General features: G+C 34.2%; 17 protein-coding genes and 1 pseudogene. 16 read left to right on the top strand and 2 right to left on the bottom strand.

Annotation, left to right across the window (positions count from 1 at the left end):
* The first annotated feature begins 4 nt into the window (after window positions 1–4).
* Window positions 5–1,591: a L,D-transpeptidase family protein gene (locus tag BUC11_RS03395; protein WP_073351902.1), complete on the top strand. Its 1,587-nt coding sequence runs from the start codon at window positions 5–7 to the stop codon at window positions 1,589–1,591.
* On the opposite strand, the gene BUC11_RS03390 is transcribed toward BUC11_RS03395, so the two are convergent.
* The gene (locus tag BUC11_RS03390; RefSeq protein WP_073351900.1) at window positions 1,580–2,302 is read right to left on the bottom strand and encodes a murein L,D-transpeptidase catalytic domain family protein; all 723 of its coding nucleotides are present in this window, start codon (window positions 2,300–2,302) and stop codon (window positions 1,580–1,582) included. The two genes, BUC11_RS03395 and BUC11_RS03390, sit on opposite strands and share 12 nt — an antisense overlap.
* Before the next feature lie 187 nt (window positions 2,303–2,489).
* On the opposite strand from BUC11_RS03390, the gene BUC11_RS03385 reads away from it, so the two are divergent.
* From BUC11_RS03385 to BUC11_RS03325, 14 genes and pseudogenes are all read left to right on the top strand, one after another.
* Window positions 2,490–4,883: a DUF5916 domain-containing protein gene (locus BUC11_RS03385; protein WP_073351898.1), complete on the top strand. Its 2,394-nt coding sequence runs from the start codon at window positions 2,490–2,492 to the stop codon at window positions 4,881–4,883.
* A gap of 137 nt (window positions 4,884–5,020) precedes the next feature.
* Complete coding sequence (locus tag BUC11_RS03380; protein ID WP_073352018.1) at window positions 5,021–7,438, top strand: DUF5916 domain-containing protein; 2,418 nt, start codon at window positions 5,021–5,023, stop codon at window positions 7,436–7,438.
* Window positions 7,439–7,579: 141 nt separating this feature from the next.
* On the top strand, window positions 7,580–9,097 hold the full coding sequence (gene gpmI / locus BUC11_RS03375) for a 2,3-bisphosphoglycerate-independent phosphoglycerate mutase (RefSeq protein ID WP_073351896.1): 1,518 nt from the start codon (window positions 7,580–7,582) through the stop codon (window positions 9,095–9,097).
* Window positions 9,098–9,251: 154 nt separating this feature from the next.
* Window positions 9,252–10,016 carry a carbonic anhydrase gene (locus BUC11_RS03370; RefSeq protein ID WP_217651033.1) on the top strand — a complete coding sequence of 255 codons (765 nt, stop codon included), beginning with the start codon at window positions 9,252–9,254 and terminating at the stop codon, window positions 10,014–10,016.
* Window positions 10,017–10,077: 61 nt separating this feature from the next.
* Window positions 10,078–10,860 (top strand): DUF2490 domain-containing protein, encoded by a 783-nt coding sequence (locus BUC11_RS03365; protein ID WP_073351893.1) that lies wholly within the window; start codon window positions 10,078–10,080, stop codon window positions 10,858–10,860.
* A gap of 286 nt (window positions 10,861–11,146) precedes the next feature.
* Window positions 11,147–11,779, top strand: a complete 633-nt coding sequence (locus tag BUC11_RS03360) for a leucine-rich repeat domain-containing protein (protein ID WP_073351891.1) — start codon at window positions 11,147–11,149, stop codon at window positions 11,777–11,779.
* A gap of 111 nt (window positions 11,780–11,890) precedes the next feature.
* Window positions 11,891–12,562, top strand: coding sequence for a TetR/AcrR family transcriptional regulator (locus BUC11_RS03355; RefSeq protein WP_073351889.1), 672 nt, complete (start codon window positions 11,891–11,893; stop codon window positions 12,560–12,562).
* Window positions 12,563–12,568: 6 nt separating this feature from the next.
* Entirely contained in the window at window positions 12,569–14,236 is a 1,668-nt protein-coding gene (locus tag BUC11_RS03350) for a peptidase domain-containing ABC transporter (RefSeq protein WP_073351888.1), read from the top strand.
* 2 nt (window positions 14,237–14,238) lie between these two features.
* Window positions 14,239–15,585 (top strand): HlyD family secretion protein, encoded by a 1,347-nt coding sequence (locus tag BUC11_RS03345; RefSeq protein ID WP_073351887.1) that lies wholly within the window; start codon window positions 14,239–14,241, stop codon window positions 15,583–15,585.
* Window positions 15,585–16,973, top strand: coding sequence for a TolC family protein (locus BUC11_RS03340; protein WP_073351886.1), 1,389 nt, complete (start codon window positions 15,585–15,587; stop codon window positions 16,971–16,973). The genes BUC11_RS03345 and BUC11_RS03340 overlap by 1 nt, the downstream gene beginning before the upstream one ends.
* Window positions 16,974–17,017: 44 nt before the next feature.
* Window positions 17,018–17,836, top strand: coding sequence for a type I methionyl aminopeptidase (map, locus tag BUC11_RS03335; RefSeq protein ID WP_073351885.1), 819 nt, complete (start codon window positions 17,018–17,020; stop codon window positions 17,834–17,836).
* A gap of 73 nt (window positions 17,837–17,909) precedes the next feature.
* Window positions 17,910–18,026, top strand: coding sequence for a GxxExxY protein (locus BUC11_RS17315; RefSeq protein ID WP_317041223.1), 117 nt, complete (start codon window positions 17,910–17,912; stop codon window positions 18,024–18,026).
* Between the two features lie 12 nt (window positions 18,027–18,038).
* Window positions 18,039–18,329 (top strand): annotated as a pseudogene (locus BUC11_RS03330) (GxxExxY protein); the annotation flags it as partial.
* Window positions 18,330–18,376: 47 nt separating this feature from the next.
* Window positions 18,377–19,141, top strand: coding sequence for a class I SAM-dependent methyltransferase (locus BUC11_RS03325; RefSeq protein ID WP_073351884.1), 765 nt, complete (start codon window positions 18,377–18,379; stop codon window positions 19,139–19,141).
* A gap of 78 nt (window positions 19,142–19,219) precedes the next feature.
* Here BUC11_RS03325 and BUC11_RS03320 read toward each other — a convergent pair whose 3' ends face one another.
* The gene (locus BUC11_RS03320; protein WP_073351883.1) at window positions 19,220–22,030 is read right to left on the bottom strand and encodes a M16 family metallopeptidase; all 2,811 of its coding nucleotides are present in this window, start codon (window positions 22,028–22,030) and stop codon (window positions 19,220–19,222) included.
* A gap of 166 nt (window positions 22,031–22,196) precedes the next feature.
* On the opposite strand from BUC11_RS03320, the gene BUC11_RS03315 reads away from it, so the two are divergent.
* A complete protein-coding gene (locus BUC11_RS03315) occupies window positions 22,197–23,462 on the top strand; it encodes a type IX secretion system plug protein (protein ID WP_073351882.1) in 1,266 nt (421 codons plus the stop codon).

Genomic DNA, 23,462 nt, shown 5'->3' with positions numbered 1-23,462 from the left:
AGTAATGAAAAATTTATTTATAATTTTACTGCTGATTTCCTTCTTTAATTGTAAAAAAGAATCACTAAAAATTGCCGTAGTTTTAAAGAAAGAAATCCCCATGTTGGTTATTCAACCTGAAGGAAAACCAACCAATATCGACTCTACTTTGTTACTTTCATTCAATAACAAAGTCCTCACCAATTTTTATAAAGCAACAAATTACAGAACCGTTTGGCAATCCGAAGAAAAGAGAAAAATAATACTCGAGGAACTTAGCAAATCAGAGGAGGAAGGATTACAACCAGAAGATTACAACCTCAAATCGTTATTTGATTTTGAAAAAAAAGCGCCCTCTCTCGACTCTTTAGGTTTGGCGAAATATGATATTTTACTAACCTCCAGTTTGCAAAAATACATTGCACACCTTACAAACGGAACCGTAAATCCAAGAAAACTATATAAAAATTGGGATTTAAAAGAAAACTACATTGACCTTAACACTACAATGGTCCAATTGCTTAACAGCGATTCATTGACTTATGAAATAGAGCAATTAAAACCGAATCATATCGTTTATAAAAGATTAAAAAAAGCACTTCAGCTCTTAAACAATTTCCCAAAAGAAAACTTCAAATCGATAAAATTTACAAAAATAATAACACCAAACGACACCACTGCCTCCATCATTGACATCAAAAAAAGATTGATTTACTGGAAAGACATGCAACCTAATGACAGCCTTACCCCTATTTATGACCAAGAAATGGTTACGGCCTTAAAAAGATTTCAAAGTCGCCACGGTTTAGCTGCTGACGCAAAAATTGGACTGGGAACAATCGCTTCACTTAATTTTTCCAAAAAACAACGCTTGGAACAAGTCATTGCCAATCTAGAACGCTGGAAATGGTTTCCCAAACAAATGGGACAAGAATACCTCATCATCAACATTCCTGATTACAAGTTGCTACTCGTTAAAAACAAAGATACGCTGAGAGCCCACAGAGTAATCGTGGGAAGAACTAAAAGAAAAACTCCCATATTGTCGTCTACCTTAACTCAGGTAGTTTTTAACCCAACTTGGACAGTTCCACCAACTATTCTAAGAGAGGATGTTATTCCGGCCATTTTGAGGAGCCGAGCTTATTTGACACAATCGAACATTAAGGTTTATGATGCTACAGGAAGATTTGTAAGTCCTTACGAATGGCAGTTATCTCAAGCGAATACATATCGTTATGTACAAAGTCCAGGTACATTTAATTCGCTAGGCATGGTAAAACTTATTTTTCCCAATCGCTTTTCAGTATACTTACACGACACAAATCATAGGGATTATTTTGAAAAGATAAACCGTTCTTTAAGCTCTGGATGTGTTAGAGTAGAAAATCCTTTAGAATTAACTGAATATTTACTCCATGATGCAGTATCTTGGAACTTAGAAAAAATCACAGAAACGCTTCAAAACGAAAGAACTAAATTGGTCAAAATCAAAAAAGAGGTTTCCATCCATCTGTTATATTGGACCGCTTGGAGCGAGAACAATAAATTGATTTTTAGAGATGACATTTACAGCCTTGACGCTAATTTATATGACAAATTACGAAATTGATTTTGTTCCAAATTTAGACACTCTTGAAGGATGATAAATGAAGAAACAGGATTTATCTTTTATGGTACTGATAATTTCCTTAGATAATTCGGCAGGAACAGCTGGGCAACCTTGGCTTCTACCTAATCTGTGGTTGTTTTTGATAAATGAATTAGAAACATAATCTGCTGCATGCATTACCACGCCTCTTGCTCTTGCGTTATCATTTACTCCTTTTTCTAAACCATCTAGTCTAAGTGACATTCCATGTTTACCACTATAAATTTCACCTGTTGAATAAAACCCTAGGCTACTTTTAAAAGATTCTGAAGCATTTGAAAAATTAGAAGCAAATTCTTCTCCAGTATTTCTTCCATGCGCAACAAGAGAATGAAATAATATATCGCCAGTGGCTAAATCAATAACCCAAAGTCTTTTAGTATTAGCAGATAAGCTAAAATCGATTAACGTTAGAATTTCTTTCTTTATCAATCCTTTTTCTTTCAAGGTATAATATCCTTTCAAAGCCTCCGTGAAACTTTCTAATTTTGGTAATGCATATTTACTAGAATGCAAATTATGGTACGCCATTTCGATTTTAGCATCAACAGTTGACTCTAGCTTTTCGGCATAAGCAATTGAGGCACTAATCTTTGGTTCAGGAGAAATTGCAGTACTTGGAGCGAAAGAGGCAAGTACTAATAAAATAGTAGGAAGTATCGTATAAATCATTGATTGTCTTTAAGTTACAGATTAATTCGGGTTGCAAACGTACAGTAAAATTCATCAAACTTAGTGCCTTTAACAAAAGTTTAGTCTTGTAATAACGAGAATTGAGATTAATTATTGAGTGATTAATCATAAAAAAGGCAATTTCTATGTTAATTTTTCTATTTTTGTTTATACACAACCCCAAATTATGTCAAAATTATATTTTTTTACTGTTATTCTTTTACTATTCTTCAGTTTTGAAATTTACAGCCAAAAAAAAACGTTGCAGGCAAAATCCACCTCAGAAAACATAACAATCGACGGTAAAATGAATGAGAGAATTTGGGAATCAGCCGCAATTGCCTCGGATTTCATCATGTTCGAACCTGATAACGGCAAACCGATAAGTACTGATAAAAAAACAGAAGTAAAAGTATTGTATGACAACGACGCCATTTACATATCGGCCTTACTGTACGATAATGAACCCGATAAAATCCAGAGAGAGGTAACAAATAGAGATGTTTTTGGTGTTTCCGACCATTTCTCCGTTTACATTAATGGATTTAATGATGGTCAGCAAGATTTTCGTTTTTTTGTCAGTGCTGCAGGCGTTCAAATGGATTGTTTAGCCACCGAAGATTATGAGGATTTTACTTGGGATGCCATCTGGGACAGCGAAGTAACGATTACTGAATTTGGCTGGGCCATTGAAATGAAGATTCCTTATGCCGCTTTACGATTTTCCAAAGCCGATAAACAAATTTGGGGATTGAACTTCATGCGGGAAATCAAGCGGGATGTGCAAAAATACACTTGGAATCGCATAGATACTAAAATTGGAGCCATAATACCCCAAGCTGGAATCCTGGAAGGAATTGAAAGCATACAAACACCCACCCGCCTTTTTCTTATTCCGTATACATCAGCGTACTATCAAGAAAGCGATATTGGTTCAGACAGAACTTTCAAAGCGGGATTAGATCTAAAATACGGCATCAACGATTCCTTTACATTAGATGCAATTTTAGTCCCTGATTTTGGACAGACAAAATTTGACAATGCTATTTTAAACCTACTGCCTTTTGAACAAAGATTTGAAGAAAATAGACCTTTTTTTACCGAGGGAACTGATTTATTTAGCAAAGGTAGTTTGTTCTATTCTCGAAGAATTGGTGGCGCTCCCAGCACAGAGCCAACTATTACCGAGCAGGAAGAAATTACGAATTATCCCAGCACAGTCAATTTAATCAATGCCATAAAAATATCAGGACGAACTGAAAAAGGGTTAGGAATTGGATTTTTAAATGCCGTTACTGAAAAAACTAAGGCTACAATTATGAATACAACTAATGGCCAAGTACGAAAGGAAGTGATTGAACCATTAACAAATTATAATATGTTTGTTCTAGACCAACGATTCAATCAAAACTCATCTATTACCTTCGTCAATGCAAACACTACTCGAAACGGCGAATTTAGAGATGCAAATGTTTCAGCATTATTATTTGATTTAAACACTAAAGCGAACACCTATAATCTATATGGCGACTTTAAATACAATACTATCAATACTATACAAGATTACGATGGTTTCAAAACAGAAATTGGATTTGAAAAAACAAGCGGAAAATATCGGTTTGGATTTTCCGGAAAATATGTTTCTGAAAACTATGATGTGAATGATTTAGGAATCAATTTTTATTCCAATTATCACAATGGGTATGCACATGGAAGCTACAGAATAGTGAACCCAACTAAAGTTTTCAATACTTTCAGGATAAATGAATACATAAATTTTGAAGTGGACAACACGTCTAAAAAATTACAAACGGGGGCTTTTGGAACCGAAATAAAAGCGAGAACGTTAGACAATGACACTGTGGAATTATTACTCGAATTTTCACCTTTCGAAACATTCGATTTCTACGAACCACGTGAATATGGAAAATATGTTTTTGTTCCCGAAAAAATTATTACCATATTCAATTTTACCTCAAACGACAATAATCCTTTTACAATAATTGTACAACCTGCATTTACAAGATACAACGAGAAAGGCCGAAATAGTTATGGTTTTTATCTCGGCCCAAAATACCGTTTCAACGACAAATTTTCGTTAGCGTACGCAGCTGAATACACAAAAATGAACAATGATCGCGGTTGGGTTGACTTTGATAATTCTGGAGTTGTATTTGCAGAACGCAATCGTGAAATCCTTCAAAATGATCTTATTGGAAAATATTCGTTGAACAATAAAATGACTATTAATTTAACGGCCAGATACTATTGGTCGTATTCTAAAAATCACGACTTTTTCACGCTTCAAAACAGTGGTTATTTAACTCCAAATACCAGTTACACCTTAAATAAAGACCGAAATTTTAATTCATGGAATTTCGATTTGTCCTATTCTTGGTGGTTTGCTCCTGGAAGCGAAATCTCCATTTTATATCGTAGTTATGGATTAGAAAGAGCTAGTGTAGTCGAAAAAGATTTATCAAAAAATATCAAAAACATCTTTAATAGCGACCTTACTAATGTGTTTTCTATTAGCATTCGCTATTTTATTGACTACAATTCCGTTAAGAACAAATTTTAAATTTTTTAAATTAAACTGTAACATTCCATTAAAAATGAAGTCTATTAGGCAACCTTTGGAGTGAAATGGCGTTTGCTGCCTTGAAGCTATTTTGGTTTTTATATTATAGCATCAATCATCAATCAATCAATCGCTTCATGAAGAACCAATTTCTATTTTGTTTTCTCTTACTATCCTTTGTTGGCTATAGCCAAAAAAAAGTACTCCAAACTAAATTCATTTCGGAAAAAATTGAAATTGATGGAAAACTAGAGGAGCCAATATGGCAATCAGCTGCGATAGCTTCTGATTTTATCATGTTTGAGCCTGATAATGGCAAACCAATTCCCGAAAATAAGAAAACTGAAATTAGAGTATTATATGACAATGATGCTATTTATATTGGTGCGATACTAAACGATGAAAATCCTGAAAAAATCCTGAAAGAAATCACCCAACGGGATAATTTTGGGACATCTGATCTTTTTGGTGTTTTTATTAATGGTTTTAATGACGGACAGCAAGATTTTCAATTTTTTGTAAATGCCGCCGATGGTCAGGCTGATTGTATTACGACCGATACCAATGGGGAGGATTATTCCTGGGATGCTGTCTGGAAAAGTAAAGCTGTGATTACTGATAAAGGTTGGGTTGTAGAAATGCGTATTCCTTATGCTGCATTGCGTTTTTCAGCAGAAAATAAACAAACTTGGGGCCTTAATTTTTTTAGAGAAATAAGACGTGACCGTTTTAAATACACTTGGAATTTCATTGATTCAAAACTGGGAACCTTTACCCAACAAACTGGTGTTCTAGAAGGAATTGAAAATATAAAACCTCCTACCAGACTCTTTCTTTTGCCGTATTCTTCTTTTTACGTCAATGCAAATGCCGCACAAAAAACGTACGGAACACTTAAAGGCGGATTGGATTTAAAATATGGAATAAACGACGCTTTTACGCTAGATATGATTCTTATACCTGATTTTGGCCAAACGAAATACGATGATCAAATCCTGAACTTAGGACCATTTGAGCAACAATTTAACGAAAATAGACCCTTTTTCACCGAGGGAACAGACTTGTTTAGCAAAGGAAATTTAGTTTACTCGAGACGAATTGGTGGAAACCCAATCAATTATCCAAGCCCTGAAGCGAATGAAGAAATTATTGACAATCCTGCAAGTGTTAATCTTATCAATGCTTTAAAAGTATCAGGAAGGACTAAAAACGGATTAGGAGTTGGAATTTTAAATGCGGTCACTGAAAAAACTTACGCAACCATTTTCAATAAGAGCACACAACAAACTAGGAAAGAAGTAGTAGAACCACTCGCAAATTACAACGTATTGGTTTTAGACCAACGCTTTCGCAAAAATTCCTCTATCGCGTTTGTAAATACTAATGTGACACGAAATGGAAGTTTTCGAGATGGAAATGTGACCGCATTAGTTTGGGATTTGAATACCAAGAAAAACACGTACAATCTTGCTGGTGATTTCAAGTACAGTTATGTCAATAGTATTGATGCTAAAAAAGGGATTAATTCCCAATTGAACTTCTCAGAAACGAGCGGAAAATTCCGCTATGGAGTTGGTGCAGACATTACCACTAAGGATTTTGACAATAACGATTTGGGTATTAATTTCGAAACTAATTATTACAGTATTTATGGCAATTCAAGTTATAGAATTTTGAATCCAACCAAGTATTTCAACTCTTTTAATGCTAGAATAAATGCTTACTCTCAGTTTCAAAAAGAAACGGGTAAAATTCAATCCAATAATATTAATATTCAGATTAACTCAAATGACAAAAAAAATCATTATTTCGGATTAGGAATGGACGCTAATCCCATAGAAACCTATGATTATTACGAACCAAGGGCAACGAATCGATTTGTTATCAGACCCACGAAAATTGGCGGATTTATTTATATTTCTACTAATTACAACAATCCTTTTGCCATTGATTTTAATCCTTCCTATGCCGTTTTTGATGAGCCTGGTCGAAATTCTTACGGTTTTTCCGTTGGTCCACGGTATCGATTTAGCGATAAATTATCCCTAAACTACAACTTCAATTTTTTCAGACAAAACAATAATAAAGGATACATTGACAGCATCAATGACGATATGAATGCAGCTACGCCAAACACAATCGTCTTTGCGAATAGAAATGTAATAACGTATTCCAATACCCTTTCTGGGAAGTACGCACTAAACAGCCAAATGACCTTTAACATTGCACTGCGTCATTACTGGTCGTATGCCGAAAACAAAAATGCTTTATCCTTAGAACAAAACGGAAGATTAGAAGATTTTACCGGATACACCGCAAATAAAAACTCAAGTTTTTATTCTTGGAATGCAGACTTGTCCTATACTTGGTGGTTTGCGCCGGGGAGCCAAGTATCGGTTTTATACCGAAATAATGCGGGTGCCTTTGAAAGGAATATCAATAAAGAATTCACGAGTAATGTTACGAGCCTTCTCACGAATGAAGCATTAAACCATATTTTCTCTATAAGCGTGCGGTATTTCATCGATTACAATGAGGTGAAAAATAAATTCTAAATGCATTAATTTTAAAAAACAGAACCATCCACAACCAAATATTCACTATTTGTTATTGTTCACCGCCAAATCTATAATAGTGATTTCCATTCCTTTGAACATTTTTAGAAATGCTTTATCTTTGCTTAAAATAAATTTGCAATGAATAAAAAAGTAATTCTTATGATTTTGGACGGTTGGGGTAAATCTCCTGACCCAAAGGTTTCTGCTATCGATAATGCTAATGTACCTTTTATTAACAGTTTATATAGAAATTATCCCAGTGCTCAACTTCGAACGGACGGCTTAAATGTTGGACTACCTGAGGGACAGATGGGGAATAGTGAAGTGGGCCACATGAATCTTGGTGCGGGGCGAATCGTATATCAGGATTTAGCCAAAATTAATCTTGCTGTTGCACACGATACTTTGTCAAAAGAGCAAGTTTTAGTTGATGCTTTCACATATGCAAAAATAAACAACAAAAAAGTTCACTTTTTAGGTCTAGTATCCGATGGTGGAGTGCACTCTCACACGTCTCATTTAAGAGGTTTGATTGACGTTACACAACGACACGGTTTACAAAAAGTATTCATCCACGCCTTCACTGACGGTCGTGACGTAGATCCAAAATCTGGCAAACATTACATTCAAGATTTACAAGATTATATAGCTACTACTACCGTAAAACTGGCTTCTGTAATAGGACGCTATTATGCAATGGATCGAGACAGACGTTGGGAAAGGGTAAAACTTGCCTACGATTTATTAGTAAACGGAACTGGAACCCATTCAACCAATGCAGTTGTTACTATCGAAGAAAGTTATGAAGTCAATGTAACTGATGAATTTATACATCCAACGGTTATCGTGGATGAAAATGACAAACCAATAGCCACAATTGAAGAAGATGATGTGGTTATTTTCTTTAATTTTAGAACCGATAGAGGAAGAGAATTAACAGAAGTATTGACGCAAATCGATTGTCATGAGCAAAACATGCACAAACTCAATTTATATTTCGTCACGTTGACCAATTATGACGACACGTACCAAAACGTAAAAGTCGTCTACAATAAAGACAACCTAACGGAAACTCTTGGTGAAGTTTTAGAAAAAGCGTATAAAAAACAAATTCGCATTGCCGAAACGGAAAAATATCCACACGTGACTTTCTTCTTTTCTGGTGGAAGAGAGCAGCCCTTTATTGGCGAAAGCCGCATTCTAAAAAACTCTCCAAAGGTTGCCACTTATGATTTACAACCGGAAATGAGTGCCTTTGAATTGACTGATGCACTTATTCCCGAACTCTACAAAGGGGAAGCTGATTTTGTTTGTCTTAATTTTGCTAATGGGGACATGGTAGGACATACTGGAATCATGAGTGCTGCCATACAAGCCTGTGAAGCAGTTGATAAATGCGTCGAAAAAGTGATTACAGCTGCGCTAGAAAACAACTATACGACTATCGTAATTGCTGATCATGGAAATTGTGAAACAATGATCAATCCTGATGGAAGTCCAAATACGGCACATACGACAAATCCAGTTCCTATCATTTTGGTAGACAAAGAAATCAGAACCATTTACGATGGCGTTCTGGGTGATATTGCCCCAACCATCTTGGAGTTAATGGGAGTTGAAAAACCGGAAGTAATGACCTGTCATTCGCTACTTTAAACAAAATTTAAATATTGTTGAGATACAAAGCCATTCCAAATCGAGTGGCTTTTTTTTATAAATAAAAGTTAAAATTTCATAATCGATAGTAATGCTATTATTTTTAATTATTTTTGTTTCAAATTCAAATGTTTAACTCTAATAATTAAAAATCATGAAAAAAGTAATTTTATTTTTAGTGTGCTTTTGTATAGGAACAACCTCCTATTCACAAGAAAAGAAAAGTGTAAAAAACAGAGGAAAAAAAGTTGCAGTCGATTCCATGCAATGGAGCAGAGAACATTATCTAGTGGATAGAGATTCCGCTTATGCTGATCCAAAAATAGCTTTAAAAAAATTAATTGGCGGCAATAAACGTTTTGTAGAAGGAAAAAGCTTAAAGCCTAGGCAGGATATGGTAACGATAAAAAAACTTGAAAGTGGACAAGCACCCTTTGCAACAATAGTTGGTTGTTCAGACTCAAGAGTTCCTAACGAAATGATTTTTGATCAAGGTTTAGGAGATTTATTTATCATTAGGACTGCAGGTCAAGTTTCGGCAGCTGCTTCCTACGGCAGTATGGAGTTTGCTACGCTCAAATTAAAAACCAAGTTAATTGTTGTTCTAGGACATACGGAATGCGGCGCAGTAGCAACTGCAGTAGAGCGACCGGAAGATGTTCCTGGCCACATTGTAACATTGATTAATGAAATAAAACCAGCAGTAGCTAAATGTGCACATTTACCCGGTGATCCCGTAAATAATGCCGTAAGACAAAACGTTATTGATCAAGTTTATAACTTGCGAGACTTAGAACCTATTTTGCATAAAAAATACGTGAATGGTGAAATATTAATTGTTGGCGCAGTCTACGATATACAAACCGGAAAAGTAGAGTTTTTGCAAGAAACACTTCTTAAATTACCGCTAAAAAAGTAGCTAAAGAGTACTAAAACCATGCTGAATTTATATTTTAGCATAGTTACAACTAATTTAAACCATGAGAAAACTACTGTCCCTCTTCATAATCATACTGTTTTTAAACAATGCTTATTCACAGAACACGAGATTACAAGACCACAATCAAATAGCTTGGTACAATTATTTTGGGACTTTTAAAATCGCTGAAAAATACAGCATACACTCCGAATATCAATGGCGCCGAGACCATTATATTACGGACAAACAACAAGGGCTCTTGCGAGTTGGATTAAACTATCAAGCTAATCCAAAGTTACAATTGCGGCTGGGTTACGCATGGATAGAAACATATCCTTATGGTGACTATGCCATTAATGGTCAAGGGAAGGATTTTACGGAACATAGAATTTTTCAAATGGCTACTTTAACTGATAAAATTTCAAAATTTGAAGTATCACATCGTTTTATGCTAGAACAACGATTTGTGGGAAGGTATACAAATCCAGCCCTAACTGTGGAGGATGACTACTTATTATTAAATCGTTTTAGGTATCTTTTTAGAGTACAAATGCCATTAAAAGGAACTGAAATTACAAATAAAACACCTTATTTGGCAGCTTATAACGAAATTCTAATTGGATTTGGCAAAAATGTAAACGAAAATATATTTGATCAAAATCGAATTGGGCTGCTGCTCGGCTATAGGTTTAACAATACTTTCAGGATGGAAGGTGGTTATTTGAACCAGAGAGTACAACTTGGAAGAGAAATTGAACAAAAGAACGTTTTTCAAAATAACAATGGATTGATCGTAAATACACTAGTAAATTTAGATTTTACTAAGAAGAAAAATACGAACTAATGGCACATAAACATGATTTTTCTGTTTGGCACCAAGAAAAATTCCTTAAAATTTAAAAAAACAAAAGGGGGAACGAAGGGAAAGCACTCCGCTCATTATTGATGAATAATAGATCATTATAATAAGCGTAAACACTTAGATCTATTTTTAAAAGTAACGTTGGGATTGTAAACTCAATAGAAAAAAGAGCAGAAAATCAAAAGCAGAAACATATTATCTAAAATAAAACTTCATTGTTAATAGTAATACTATTATATTTGCGACTAATTTAAAAAAAATATAGAAAATGAAAAAGAACTTAATTTTGGCATTTTTACTTGTTGGTACAAATGCACTGTTTGGTCAAATTAAGTTTGATCGCAATAAAGAATACAATAATATTGAAGAAGCCTTAAAAAACCCTGAAATGATTTTTAAACTCAACTTGAGTAATCAAACCCTAAAACTAAATGATATTGATTGGTCAAAGTTTATTAATCTTGAATATCTTAATCTTAAAAACGATCATTTAAAAGAGATCCCAACAGGAATAGCAAGACTAAAATCGCTAAAAATAATCGATTTGAGCGGAAATGATTTTAGCAAATTACCAAGCGAGTTTTCAAATTTGACTAAATTAGAAGAGATTTTTTTAAATGATGAGAAAAACATGAACCTACCTAAGACACTAAATATCTTAGCTAAATTACCCAATTTAAAATCATTGCACTTAGAAAACGACCACTTAAAATCACTTCCAAGTGAAATTTTAGCTTTTAAAAACCTAGAATATTTATACTTGAACAATAATGACTTTAAAACGATACCTGTACTAAAACCATTAGACCACTTAAAGTATCTAGATTTAAAGGATAACAAAATAAAACCAGAACTTCAAGATATGAAAAATTTAAACTTTGGTTTGAAAATTAATTTGTAAGAGAGCAATATAAATGAGTATTTTAATTTTTAATTGCACTTGACTTTATCGTCAGTAACAAAAAATTATAGCGAATTTCCAACCTGCAGCATCTTACTAAAATTAGTACATATGAATTCTATTTTAACAAACATTATAATCACGGTCAACGACACCCTTTATGTGAAGAATCCTGAAACTTCTCCTTTAGGCAAGAAAATTATTGAGCATAGTATCTTAATGATTGACCAAATTGGTTTTGAAAGCTTTACTTTCAAAAAATTAGGTGAAAGTATCGGTTCGAACGAAAGTTCGATTTATAGGTATTTTGAAAGTAAACACAAATTAATGTTATATTTATCTTCTTGGTATTGGGGTTGGATAGAATATAGATTAGTTTTCGCAACAAATAATCTACCTGATCCTCTAGAAAAATTAAAAAAAGCACTTACCATTGTAACAGAGAAAATAGAGGATGATTCGTCTACAGCACACATAAACGAGGCTATTTTAAACAAAATTATAATTTCAGAATTTACTAAAACAATCTTAACTAAGGAGGTAGATGAGGAAAATAAAGAGGGCGTTTTCCTAGTTTATAAAAGAGTTATAAATAGAATTGTCGAAATGATAGTAGCAGTAAATCCTGACTATAAATTTGCTAAAAGTTTAGCTTCATCCATCGTGGAAGGTGCCTTGCATCAACATTTTTTAAAAAATCATTTAAAAACGATAACCAATTGTAATGAAACTATTTCTCCCACTGATTTCTACATTGATTTAGTTCAAAGAATTACAAAATAATATACAATGAAAAACACGCCATTACAAAGATTTTACAACTTACTCGCTTTAGACCGAAAGGATGTTTATCAAATATTTTTCTATGCCATTTTCGCAGGATTAGTCAGCTTATCTTTGCCTTTAGGAATTCAGGCAATCACAAACTTGATTCAATCAGGAAGAGTCAGCGCTTCGTGGATCGTTTTAATTGTTTTAGTGGTTTTTGGCGTAGCATTAGTTGGAGTCTTATCACTGATGCAATTGCGAATCACAGAAAACTTGCAACAAAAAATATTTGTTCGCTCTTCATTTGAATTCGCAGCTCGTTTGCCAAAAATAAAAATGGAGGAGTTGTACAATAGCTATCCTCCAGAATTAGCCAATCGTTTTTTTGATACGATGACCATTCAAAAAGGAACTTCAAAGTTACTAATAGATTTTTCTGCAGCTTTGTTGCAAATCGTTTTCGGTTTGCTCTTATTATCCTTATACCATCCCTACTTTATATTATTTGGTATTTTATTGTTTTTTCTTCTGTATTTTATTTTTAAATTCTCTTTCAAATCTGGACTAGAAACGAGCCTGAAAGAATCTAAATTTAAATACAAAGTAGCTGGATGGTTGCAAGAAATGGCACGAAACAATTTTAGTTTCAAAAATGATTTCCACTATAATTATGGATTGCAAAAAAATAACAATCTAGTTGCAGATTATTTAGCTAATAGAGAAAAACATTTTAATGTAATCAAAAGACAATTCACGCAATTGATTATTTTTAAAATGGTCATCACTGCGAGTTTACTCGCTATGGGTGGTTTTTTAGTTTTGTCACAACAAATGAATATTGGACAATTTGTGGCCGCTGAAATCATTATTTTAATGGTTATCAATTCGGTCGAAAAAATAATAGTTGGACTAGAAACATTCTATGATGTACTGACTTCCATTGAAAAAATAGGCCAAGTAACGGATCTAGAATTAGAAGAGGAAGCCTCTTTTAAAAGTGATACCTGTTATGCAAATATCTCATTAGAAACAGAAAACCTTAGCTTCAAATTCCCTGATTCTACCGGACAAATATTAAATGCGCTAACCTTAAAAATCCAACAGGGAGAAAGAATTACAATCGAAGGAGAAAATGGCTCTGGAAAAACAACACTCATTCGAATATTATCTGGTTTGTTACAACCCACATCTGGATCTTTTTTCATTAACGATGATACCTTTAAAAAAATAAACCTGAAGCAATACCGTTCCCAAATTGGAGGTATTATCTACGGTGAAACGCTATTTGAAGGAACGCTATTAGACAACATTACTTTCAATGACACTGCTTTAAATACTGAAAATTTAAAAGCAGTTCTTGACGGAGTCCAACTTTCATCCTTCATTAAATCATTGCCAAAAGGTCTCGAGACCCATATTTTTCCAGAAGGAAAACAATTATCCTCTTCTAATGCTCAAAAAGTATTGTTAGCACGCAGTATTCTCCACAATCCCAAAATACTGTTCTACGAAGATCCAACTGATAAGATGGACGACAAAGTGGCGAATCAAATTATTGACTTCATCACTTCGGATAAACACAAATGGACGATCATCGTTTCTTCGAAGAATCCGTATTGGAAAACCAAATGTACTCGCAGCATCACCATGCAAAATGGGGCAATTCAACTTGATTTAAAAAATAATTAGCCATGCTAAACATATCTAATAATAAAACAAAACTGCAGCCTCTTGACCGCTACGACACTGTTAAAAACCTCACGAACAGACCTCATTATAAAATTTTAAATAAAATAATTGCAGGTGTATCTATTGTGGCTGTAGTAGCACTATTTCTGCCTTGGACACAAAATATTTCCGGAACTGGAAGCGTCACCACATTACAACCAGACCAAAGACCACAATCGATTCAAAGTGTAATCTCTGGTAGACTTGAAAAATGGTATGTACAAGAAGGTGATTTTGTCAAAAAAGGGGACACCATTGTATTTATCTCGGAAATAAAAGAGGATTATATGGATCCAAACTTAGTACAAAACACCAAAAGACAAATAGATGCCAAGAAACAATCGTTGCAATCTTATGGATCGAAGGTAAGTACTTTAACGGGACAGATTCAAGCCATCGAAAGGGAAAAAGTCCTAAAACTGGAACAAGCACGAAACAAAATCAAACAATCATTTTTAAAAATAAAGAGTGATAGTATGGATTTAGTTGCTGTAAAAACACAGCTAAAAATAGCGAACACGCAATACAACCGTTCCGTTACTCTGAATAAAGAAGGGTTAAAACCACTGACAGATATTGAAGAAAAAAGACTGAAATTACAGGAAGTAGAAGCCAAAATTATTACTCAGGAAAACAAATTTCTAACCAGTAAAAACGAATTAATTAATGCTAAAGTTGAAATAAACAGGATAAGCGCTGAGTATGCAGAGAAAGTTTCAAAAGCCAATAGTGATAAATTTACCGCGTTAAGCAGTCAATTCGATACGGATGCCCAAGTGAATAAACTCCAAAATCAATATGCAAATTATAGCATTAGAAATGGAATGTATTACATTAAAGCATCACAAAACGGTTATGTCAATAGAGCCATTCAATCCGGTATTGGAGAGACCATTAAGGAAGGAACACCTATAGCAACCATCATGCCCTCCGATTATGATATTGCTGTTGAAACTTTTGTGAATCCAATTGATTTGCCTTTGTTAATTAAAGGCGAAAAAGTCAGAGTTTGGTTTGATGGGTGGCCGACGATCGTATTTTCAGGCTGGCCAAATATGTCTTATGGAACTTTTGGTGGCGAAATTGTTGCCATTGAAAATTTCATAAGCGATAACGGTAAATACCGCGTATTAATAGCACCGGACAAAAATGAAGATCAGTGGCCTAAACAACTAAGCATAGGAGCAGGTGCACAAACTATTGCTTTACTAAACAACGTTCCTGTGTGGTTTGAATTATGGAGAACCTTAAACGGATTTCCACCTAATTATTACAAACCCGCTCCTAAAACCACAAAAGAAAAGAAGTAATGAAAGATGTATTTTTAGCGTTTTTATTCTTTGGGTTTGCTGTCACAGCGCAAAATAGTCCCTCAAAAGAATTCACCTACACTGAGTTTCTCGGTTATGTCAAGAAATATCATCCTCTGGTAAAAACTGCCAATTTAGAAATCAATAAAGCACAAGCTAACTTGATGATGGCCAGAGGTGGATTTGATCCAAAAATCGAGGTCGACTTTAGCCAAAAACAATTTAAAGACAAGGAATATTATTCAATTTTGAACAGCAGTTTCAAAATTCCTACTTGGTATGGAATCGAAATTAAGGCAGGCTTTGACAACAACGAGGGTATTTATCTAAATCCTGAAAACACAGTACCTAATCAAGGATTAACCTCGCTTGGCATCACAGTACCGCTAGGTCAAGGGCTATTTATTAATCAAAGAATGGCTGATGTTCGAAAAGCAAAAATGCAAATGCAACTCAGTCAGGCAGAACGAAAATTGAAAGCTATTGCGGTATTGTATGATGCCTCTTTGGCGTATTTTAATTGGAAGAGAAATTTCAACGAAGTGCAATTGTATGAGGAGTACAATAGTAATGCGCAAATAAGGTTCAAAGGAATACAAGCACTAATCCAGCAAGGAGACAAACCGTCAATAGACAGTGTTGAAGCTGGGATTATTGTAAAAAACCGAATATTAAACTTAGAAGATTCTGAGCTTAAATTGGCTAAAGCCAAATTAGAACTGTCTAATTTCCTTTGGTTAGAAAACAACATTCCACTTGAATTATCTGACGAACTGATTCCCGAAATACAACTGGAATTCACAATACAAGAAAGTTTAAAAACGAATGATTTGCTAAACGCTGATTTCTCTATTACCAACCATCCAAAAATCAACGCCCTGCAAAGTAAAATTGATATGCTGAACGTGGAAAAAAAGTTAAAAGCCAACATGCTTTTACCAAAAATTGACGTAGGATATTCTTATCTATCAGAACCGAGCTATATTGATAATTACCAATTTCAGGATTATAAAATTGGATTGGATTTTTACTTCCCGTTATTTCTGCGAAAAGAGCGTGGAAGTTTGAAATTAGCGAAGTTTAAGGTACAGGAAACCGAATTTGCTTTGGATCTTGAAAAAGTACAATTGAGCAATAAAATCAATGCTCAAAAAATGGAAATTGAATCACTTTTGAGGCAAAAAGAACTAATCAAAGGGCTGGTTCAAGACAATCTGACGATGTTAAATTCAGAGGAACGCTTGTTTTCTTTTGGCGAAAGCTCTTTATTTTTAATCAATACTCGAGAGAATAATTTAGTGATTGCACGTCTTTCAAAAATAGCCTTGGAGAATCGATTTTACATTTCCAATTCAGAACTTTTTAAAATAATGGCTAATCCGGATTAACTAATTTATAAAATTGTATTTTTGCACTCTGAAAATTCGAAATTATGATTATTGTAAAATCCCGTGAAGAAATAGAATTAATGCGTGAAAGTGCGTTGATAGTATCAAAAACATTAGGAATGATTGCTTCTGAAATAAAAGAAGGAGTTACCACTTTATATCTGGATAAATTAGCGGAAGAATTCATTCGTGACCATGGCGCAGAACCTAGTTTTCTTGGTTTATATGGATTCCCAAACTCCCTTTGTATGAGTCCAAACTCACAAGTAGTCCATGGTATTCCAAATAACAAACCATTAGAAAGTGGCGATGTCATCTCTGTGGATTGTGGCGCTTACAAAAATGGATACCATGGCGATCACGCATACTCGTTTGAAATAGGTGAAGTAACCCCAGAAACTAAAAAATTATTGCAGATTACTAAGGAATCATTATATATAGGAATCCGCGAACTCCGATTAGGAAATCGTGTTGAGGACGTAGGAAATGCAATCCAAAAATATACTGAAGCACACGGTTACGGCGTCGTTCGGGAACTTGTAGGTCACGGCGTGGGTCAAAAAATGCACGAAGACCCTGAAATGCCTAATTATGGCAAAAAAGGAAGAGGAAAACTTTTTGTAGAAGGAATGGTGGTCGCTATTGAACCAATGATCAACCAAGGAACTAGAAACATCAAACAACACAAAGACGGCTGGACTATCACAACCGCTGATGGAAAACCATCTGCCCATTTCGAGCATGATGTTGCTATTATTGATGGAAAACCAGAGATTCTGTCGACTTTTGCCTACGTGTACAAAGCATTAGGAATTGTGAGTAATGAAGAGGATGAGTTTAGAAAAGTACCGTTGGTAATCTAAGTTATTACACAAATATTCGCAAAGGATACCCAGAGATTCGCAAAGTTTTTTAGTATTTTTAGCATCGAAGAAAATGGAAAATAAAGATAATGACTTAAGCGATGATTTAAATGCACTTTCTTATCAAGTAATTGGATTAGCCATTGAAGTACATCGACAATTGGGTCCGGGTCTTTTAGAATCTGCTTAGCAAACATGTCTTTTTTATGAACTTCAAAATGCAGGCTTTAAAGTTGAAAAAGAAATAACACTTCCAATAAAATATAAGGAAATCAGACTTGACCAAGGATATAGAATAGACTTACTTGTTGAGGACAAATTAGTAATCGAATTAAAAACAGTAGAAAATTATACTGCCGTACATTTCGCTCAAATACTAACGTATTTAAAACTTGGCAATTATCCTCTAGGATTATTAATAAATTACAATAGTACAATTTTAAAAAACAACATAAAAAGATTTATAAATACGCCTTCAGATTCCAAAAGATAAACTTAGCGAATCTTTGAGCCATCTTTGTGAATCTCTGTGAAACAAATATGAAAAAAATTTTTAAATTAATACTCAATACTATTCCTCGTCCTTTATTAATCAGGCTGAGTTATGTAGCCCGTCCTATTATTGCCTTTACTTTAAAAGGAACAAAATTCGCTGATCCTATTGACGGAAAAAGTTTCAAATCGATGTTGCCTTATGGATACGAAACACAACGCAATAACGTGCTTTCGCCAAGTACACTTTCACTGGAAAGACACCGATTGCTTTGGTTGTATTTAAATGAAGAAACCGATTTTTTTACGGCTCCGAAAAAAGTCTTGCACTTTGCACCGGAACAAGCTTTTTATAAATTGTTTCGAAACCAGAAAAACCTAGACTACACCACAACCGATTTATTTTCGCCCTTGGCGGATGTAAAAGCAGACATTTGTAATTTGCCTTTTCAGGACAATCAATATGACGTTATTTTGTGTAATCACGTCTTAGAACATATTCCAGACGATACAAAAGCCATGCAAGAATTGTATCGCGTATTGAAACCTGGTGGAATGGCAATTTTGCAAATTCCACAGGATTTAAAAAGAGCCGTAACATTTGCAGATGATTCTATTACAGACCAAAAAGAACGCGCTAAAATCTTTGGGCAATACGATCACGTTCGTATTTACGGCTTTGATTATTTTGACAAATTACGCAGCATAGGGTTTAAAGTAATTGAAGAAGATTACACCAACAAAATCGCCCCTGAATTAGTAGAAAAATATTGTTTGGCAAAAGGGGAAATTATTCCTGTTTGTTTTAAATAATTCAACCCAGAAATTTACAACATAAAAAAACCTGCTAAAGTCCATTTTAGCAGGTTTTTAGTTTCATAATGTGTCGGTTTATTTTTTTTCCGGCATCAACATTCCAATTACCTTATCTTTAGTAAGATATTTTTTTGCAATATTCTGAAGATCCTTAGCAGTAACTGCATTGACCATTTCTTCAAATTTCAATACATCTTCTGGACTGTTGCCATTCGTGTATGACCTTGTGAAATTAGACAACCAATACCTGTTTTCTTTACTGTCTTTTCTGAAATCAGCCAATTCACCTTCCTTGAATTTAGCTACATCTTTTTCATCTGGACCATTATCAATAATGTTCTGCAATTCTTTTAAAGCCGAAGCTGTCAATTTCTCCGCATTATCCGGTCCACAAGGGAAACCAATAGTGAAACTGTACATTGCATTTGGAATTTTACTCAAACTCCCTCTTGCAGAAACCCCATAAACACCACTTTCATTTTCGCGCAATTGCTCAATTAGTTTAATAGTCAAAACTTCTCCTAATGCTTGCATGCTCATCGCATCTTTAGCGGAATATGTTGCATCACCATAATACATAATAGTGACAGTACTCTTAGGATCTGTTCCTTTATTAACTACTTTTTTTAGGTCCCCTTTTAGCATTCTATATCCTAAATCTGCTGCTTTTTCTTTTTTGTCAGTAGCAGGTAAAGAGGCTAAATACTTAACTGCATACCCTTCCATCGCTTTATCATCAATATTACCTACAAAGTAAAACTCAAAATCAGCCGCATTGGCAAAACGCTCTTTGTATTTCTTATAGGCTAATGCATAATCCGTTTCTCCCCATGTTTTTTCATTAGGAATCAACCCGTTAAATCTTGGATTTTCTTTATTTAAATACGAATAAAACTCTTGCTGAAAATAAAATGAAGGAGTCGAAGCCATATTATTAAAGAAAGAAGCCTGTTTTTGTTTGTAACCATCAAAAGCAGTCACATCCATATTCAAATCAGTGAAATAAGCATGCGTCATTTGGAAAAGATATTCTAAATCCTTTGGAGTAGCATTTCCACGTAAACCTTCTGTTGTATTTCCAATATATGGATTTACACGCGCTATTTTACCCGTCATAAATTTATTAATATCATTCAATTTTAGTCCTGAAAATCCGGCCTCTGATAAAGCGCCATTGGCAAATTGAACTTTTTTCATATCCTCATTAGAGTATAAATTAGTTCCTCCAAGACTCACTGCTTCAAAAAGAACTTCATCATTTTTGAAATCTGTATTCTTATACGTCACTTTCACACCATTAGATAAGACTAGTGTCTTTGTACCAATTTTAGCATTGTTCTCACGGCTAACAATAGTACCGGGTTTTACTTCGTTTCGTATCAAACTTGTTGCAACGGCAGCATCTTCATAAGGCTTAAGATCCTCGGCATTTACTTTCAAAGCATCAAGAACTTGTTGTTCTGTCACTTTTTTCAGACCTTCTTTTTCAGGACCAGTAAGAATAATGACACGGTTGTCTTCTTTCACATAATCTTTAATTAAACTATTTACGTCCTTTAAAGTAATCAAAGGCATAACCTGTTTCATCGTTTGGTACGTCCATTCAATTCCAGGAACTGGTTCTTTTTCTAAAAAATTAGCTTGATACTCCCCTACAAAATTCACTGAATTTGTTTTTTCTCTATCATTGTATGCTTTTTCTATAGAGGCAAGAAACTCTAATTTCGCACGCTCTAACTCGCCTTGCGTAAATCCAAATTTCTTGGCTCTTTCATTCTCTGTTACTAAAACTTTCAAGGCGCTTAGTTGTTTGTCCTCTTGAGACATTGCCACAGATTGATATCCTTTTTTATTTCTGGCAAAAGTGCCTCCGTAGTATGAATATCCATAAGTAAAGGGAGGTGTAGCTGAGTTTGTAAGTTCATCTAATCGCGTGTTCAATAATGTCGAGAATAATCCCTCAACCAAAGAGTTTTTAAAATCCCCTACTGTTACCACTTGCTTTGGAGCTCCGTAATCTTTATAAAGCAATTGTACTTGCGCGCTTGAAGCTTCTTTATCACTTTCGACAGCTACAAAAGTTTCTTTGTGATTGGGCACATCGTAAATCTTTCTTGGTTTTTCCTTAGCTGGATTTTTATAAGTGGAGAAGTGCGAAATAATTTTTTGCTCCATTTCGGCCACATCAATATCACCTACCACAATTACACTCATCAAATTAGGTCGGTACCAATCTTTGTAAAAATCAATTAGCGATTGGTACTTGAATTTTTCTAGAACTTCTTTTTGACCTATTGGCAAACGCTCCGCATAATGAGAATCATGCATCATTTTTGAAATATAGCGTCCTTGCATTCTTTTTCCTGCTCCTAATCCCAATCTATATTCTTCTAAGACTACGCCTCTTTCTTTGTCAATTTCTTCTGGAGTCAAAACCGTATTGAACGCCCAGTCTTCTATAATTTGGAATCCTTTCTCTAATTTTTCAGGAACGTCTGATGGAATTGGTAAAAAATAAACTGTCTCATCAAAACTAGTGTACGCATTCAAATGTTGTCCAAACTTCACTCCTATACTTTGTAAATAATCAACCAACTGATTTTTTGGAAAACGCTTGGTTCCATTAAAACACATGTGCTCCATAAAGTGCGCTAATCCTTGTTGGTCATCGGCTTCAAGAATAGAACCAGCATTCACCACCAAACGAAGATCTACTTTATTTTCTGGTTTGGCATTTTTCTTGATGTAATACGTTAAGCCGTTTTCAAGCTTGCCTGTTTTGACACTAGAATCAAAAGGAATTGCCTTCGAATAATCCATTTGCTGTGCGAAAACAGCTAAAGGAAACAGCATTATTCCAAATACTAAATTGTTAATTTTTTTCATAAGGTTTGTTTGTTTGAAGTAAAAATAATACGATTACTCTTAATATCTAACAATATTGTATTTTAATTAACAGAAATTACACACGAAAAATAACTTTTTTGAAAATAAATAAATAAATTAAAAACAGGAGTATTCCTTATATTTACCGAATCTTAAGCACTGCAAAATGACACAATTCTTTTTCAAAAAAGTACTCCTTTTTTCTGTTGTATTTCTGACCCGTACCGCTTTTGCGCAAGCAGAAAAAGAAGTGGCACCTCCCTTTAATATTAAAACCATCTCATTTGTACAAAATGATAAAAATATAATACCAATTGTAAAATTAGGAGAAGGATTTCAATTGCAATTTGATGATCTTTTTGGCAATGAAGCTAATTATTACTACGAAATTATTCATTACAATTACAACTGGAATCCTACCGAAATACCTAAAAATGAATATTTAGAAGGGTTTGACAACCAAAGAATTCAAGATTACACCAACTCCTTTAATACCTTACAAATCTATTCCCATTACAAATTAGCAATTCCCAATCAGTTTACCCAACAGTTAAAAATCAGCGGAAATTACATGCTTAAAATTTTAGATGAAAATAGAGAAGTTGTGTTCTCTAGAAAATTCATTCTTTATGAAGATCTAGTTACCGTTCCCATCCAAGTAAAACGAGCACGAACAGTTAGTAATATTGAATCCAAACAAAATTTAGATTTTACCATTAGATCCAACACCATTACTTTTCAAAATCCGTTACGAAATGTAAAAGTCCTTTTACTTCAAAACGGCCAACTGAATAGTCCTATAAAAAATATAATTCCACAATATACCATTGGAAATGATTTGATTTACAAATACGATTCTGAAACTCAGTTTTGGGCTGGAAACGAATTTTTATTTTTCGAAAATAAAGAAATCAGAGCTGCCAGTAATAATGTCGCTCGCATCGATTCTAATACTGCAATCTATGGATCCCATTTATACACTAGCGCGGCCAGAACTAATTTTCCGTATGTATTTACCCAAGATGTCAATGGCGACTTTGTCGTCAAAAATATAAATGCGGCTAACAGTGAAATAGAAGCGGATTATGCTTGGGTTTATTTCAGTCTTTCGGCTCCTACTTTCAGATTAAATAAAAACATTTATGTCACTGGAATGTTCAATAATTACAATAATACTCCCGCCTACAAAATGGATTATAATCCGCAAAAAGGAATTTATGAAAAGGCAATTTTAATCAAACAGGGGTTCACAAACTTCCAGTATGTAGTTGCTGATGACAAAGGAGTTATTGATTCTGAAAATGCAATTGATGGCAATTTTTATCAGACTGAAAACGACTACACTATTCTAGTTTATTACAGAGAAAGCATTGATCGTTACGACCGAATTGTAGGCAGAGGAATGGCAAATTCTTTAAATATAATTAACTAA

The sequence above is a fragment of the Flavobacterium xanthum genome (genome assembly GCF_900142695.1).
GTDB lineage: Bacteria > Bacteroidota > Bacteroidia > Flavobacteriales > Flavobacteriaceae > Flavobacterium > Flavobacterium xanthum.
This window is presented reverse-complemented; position numbering and strand designations above follow the sequence as displayed.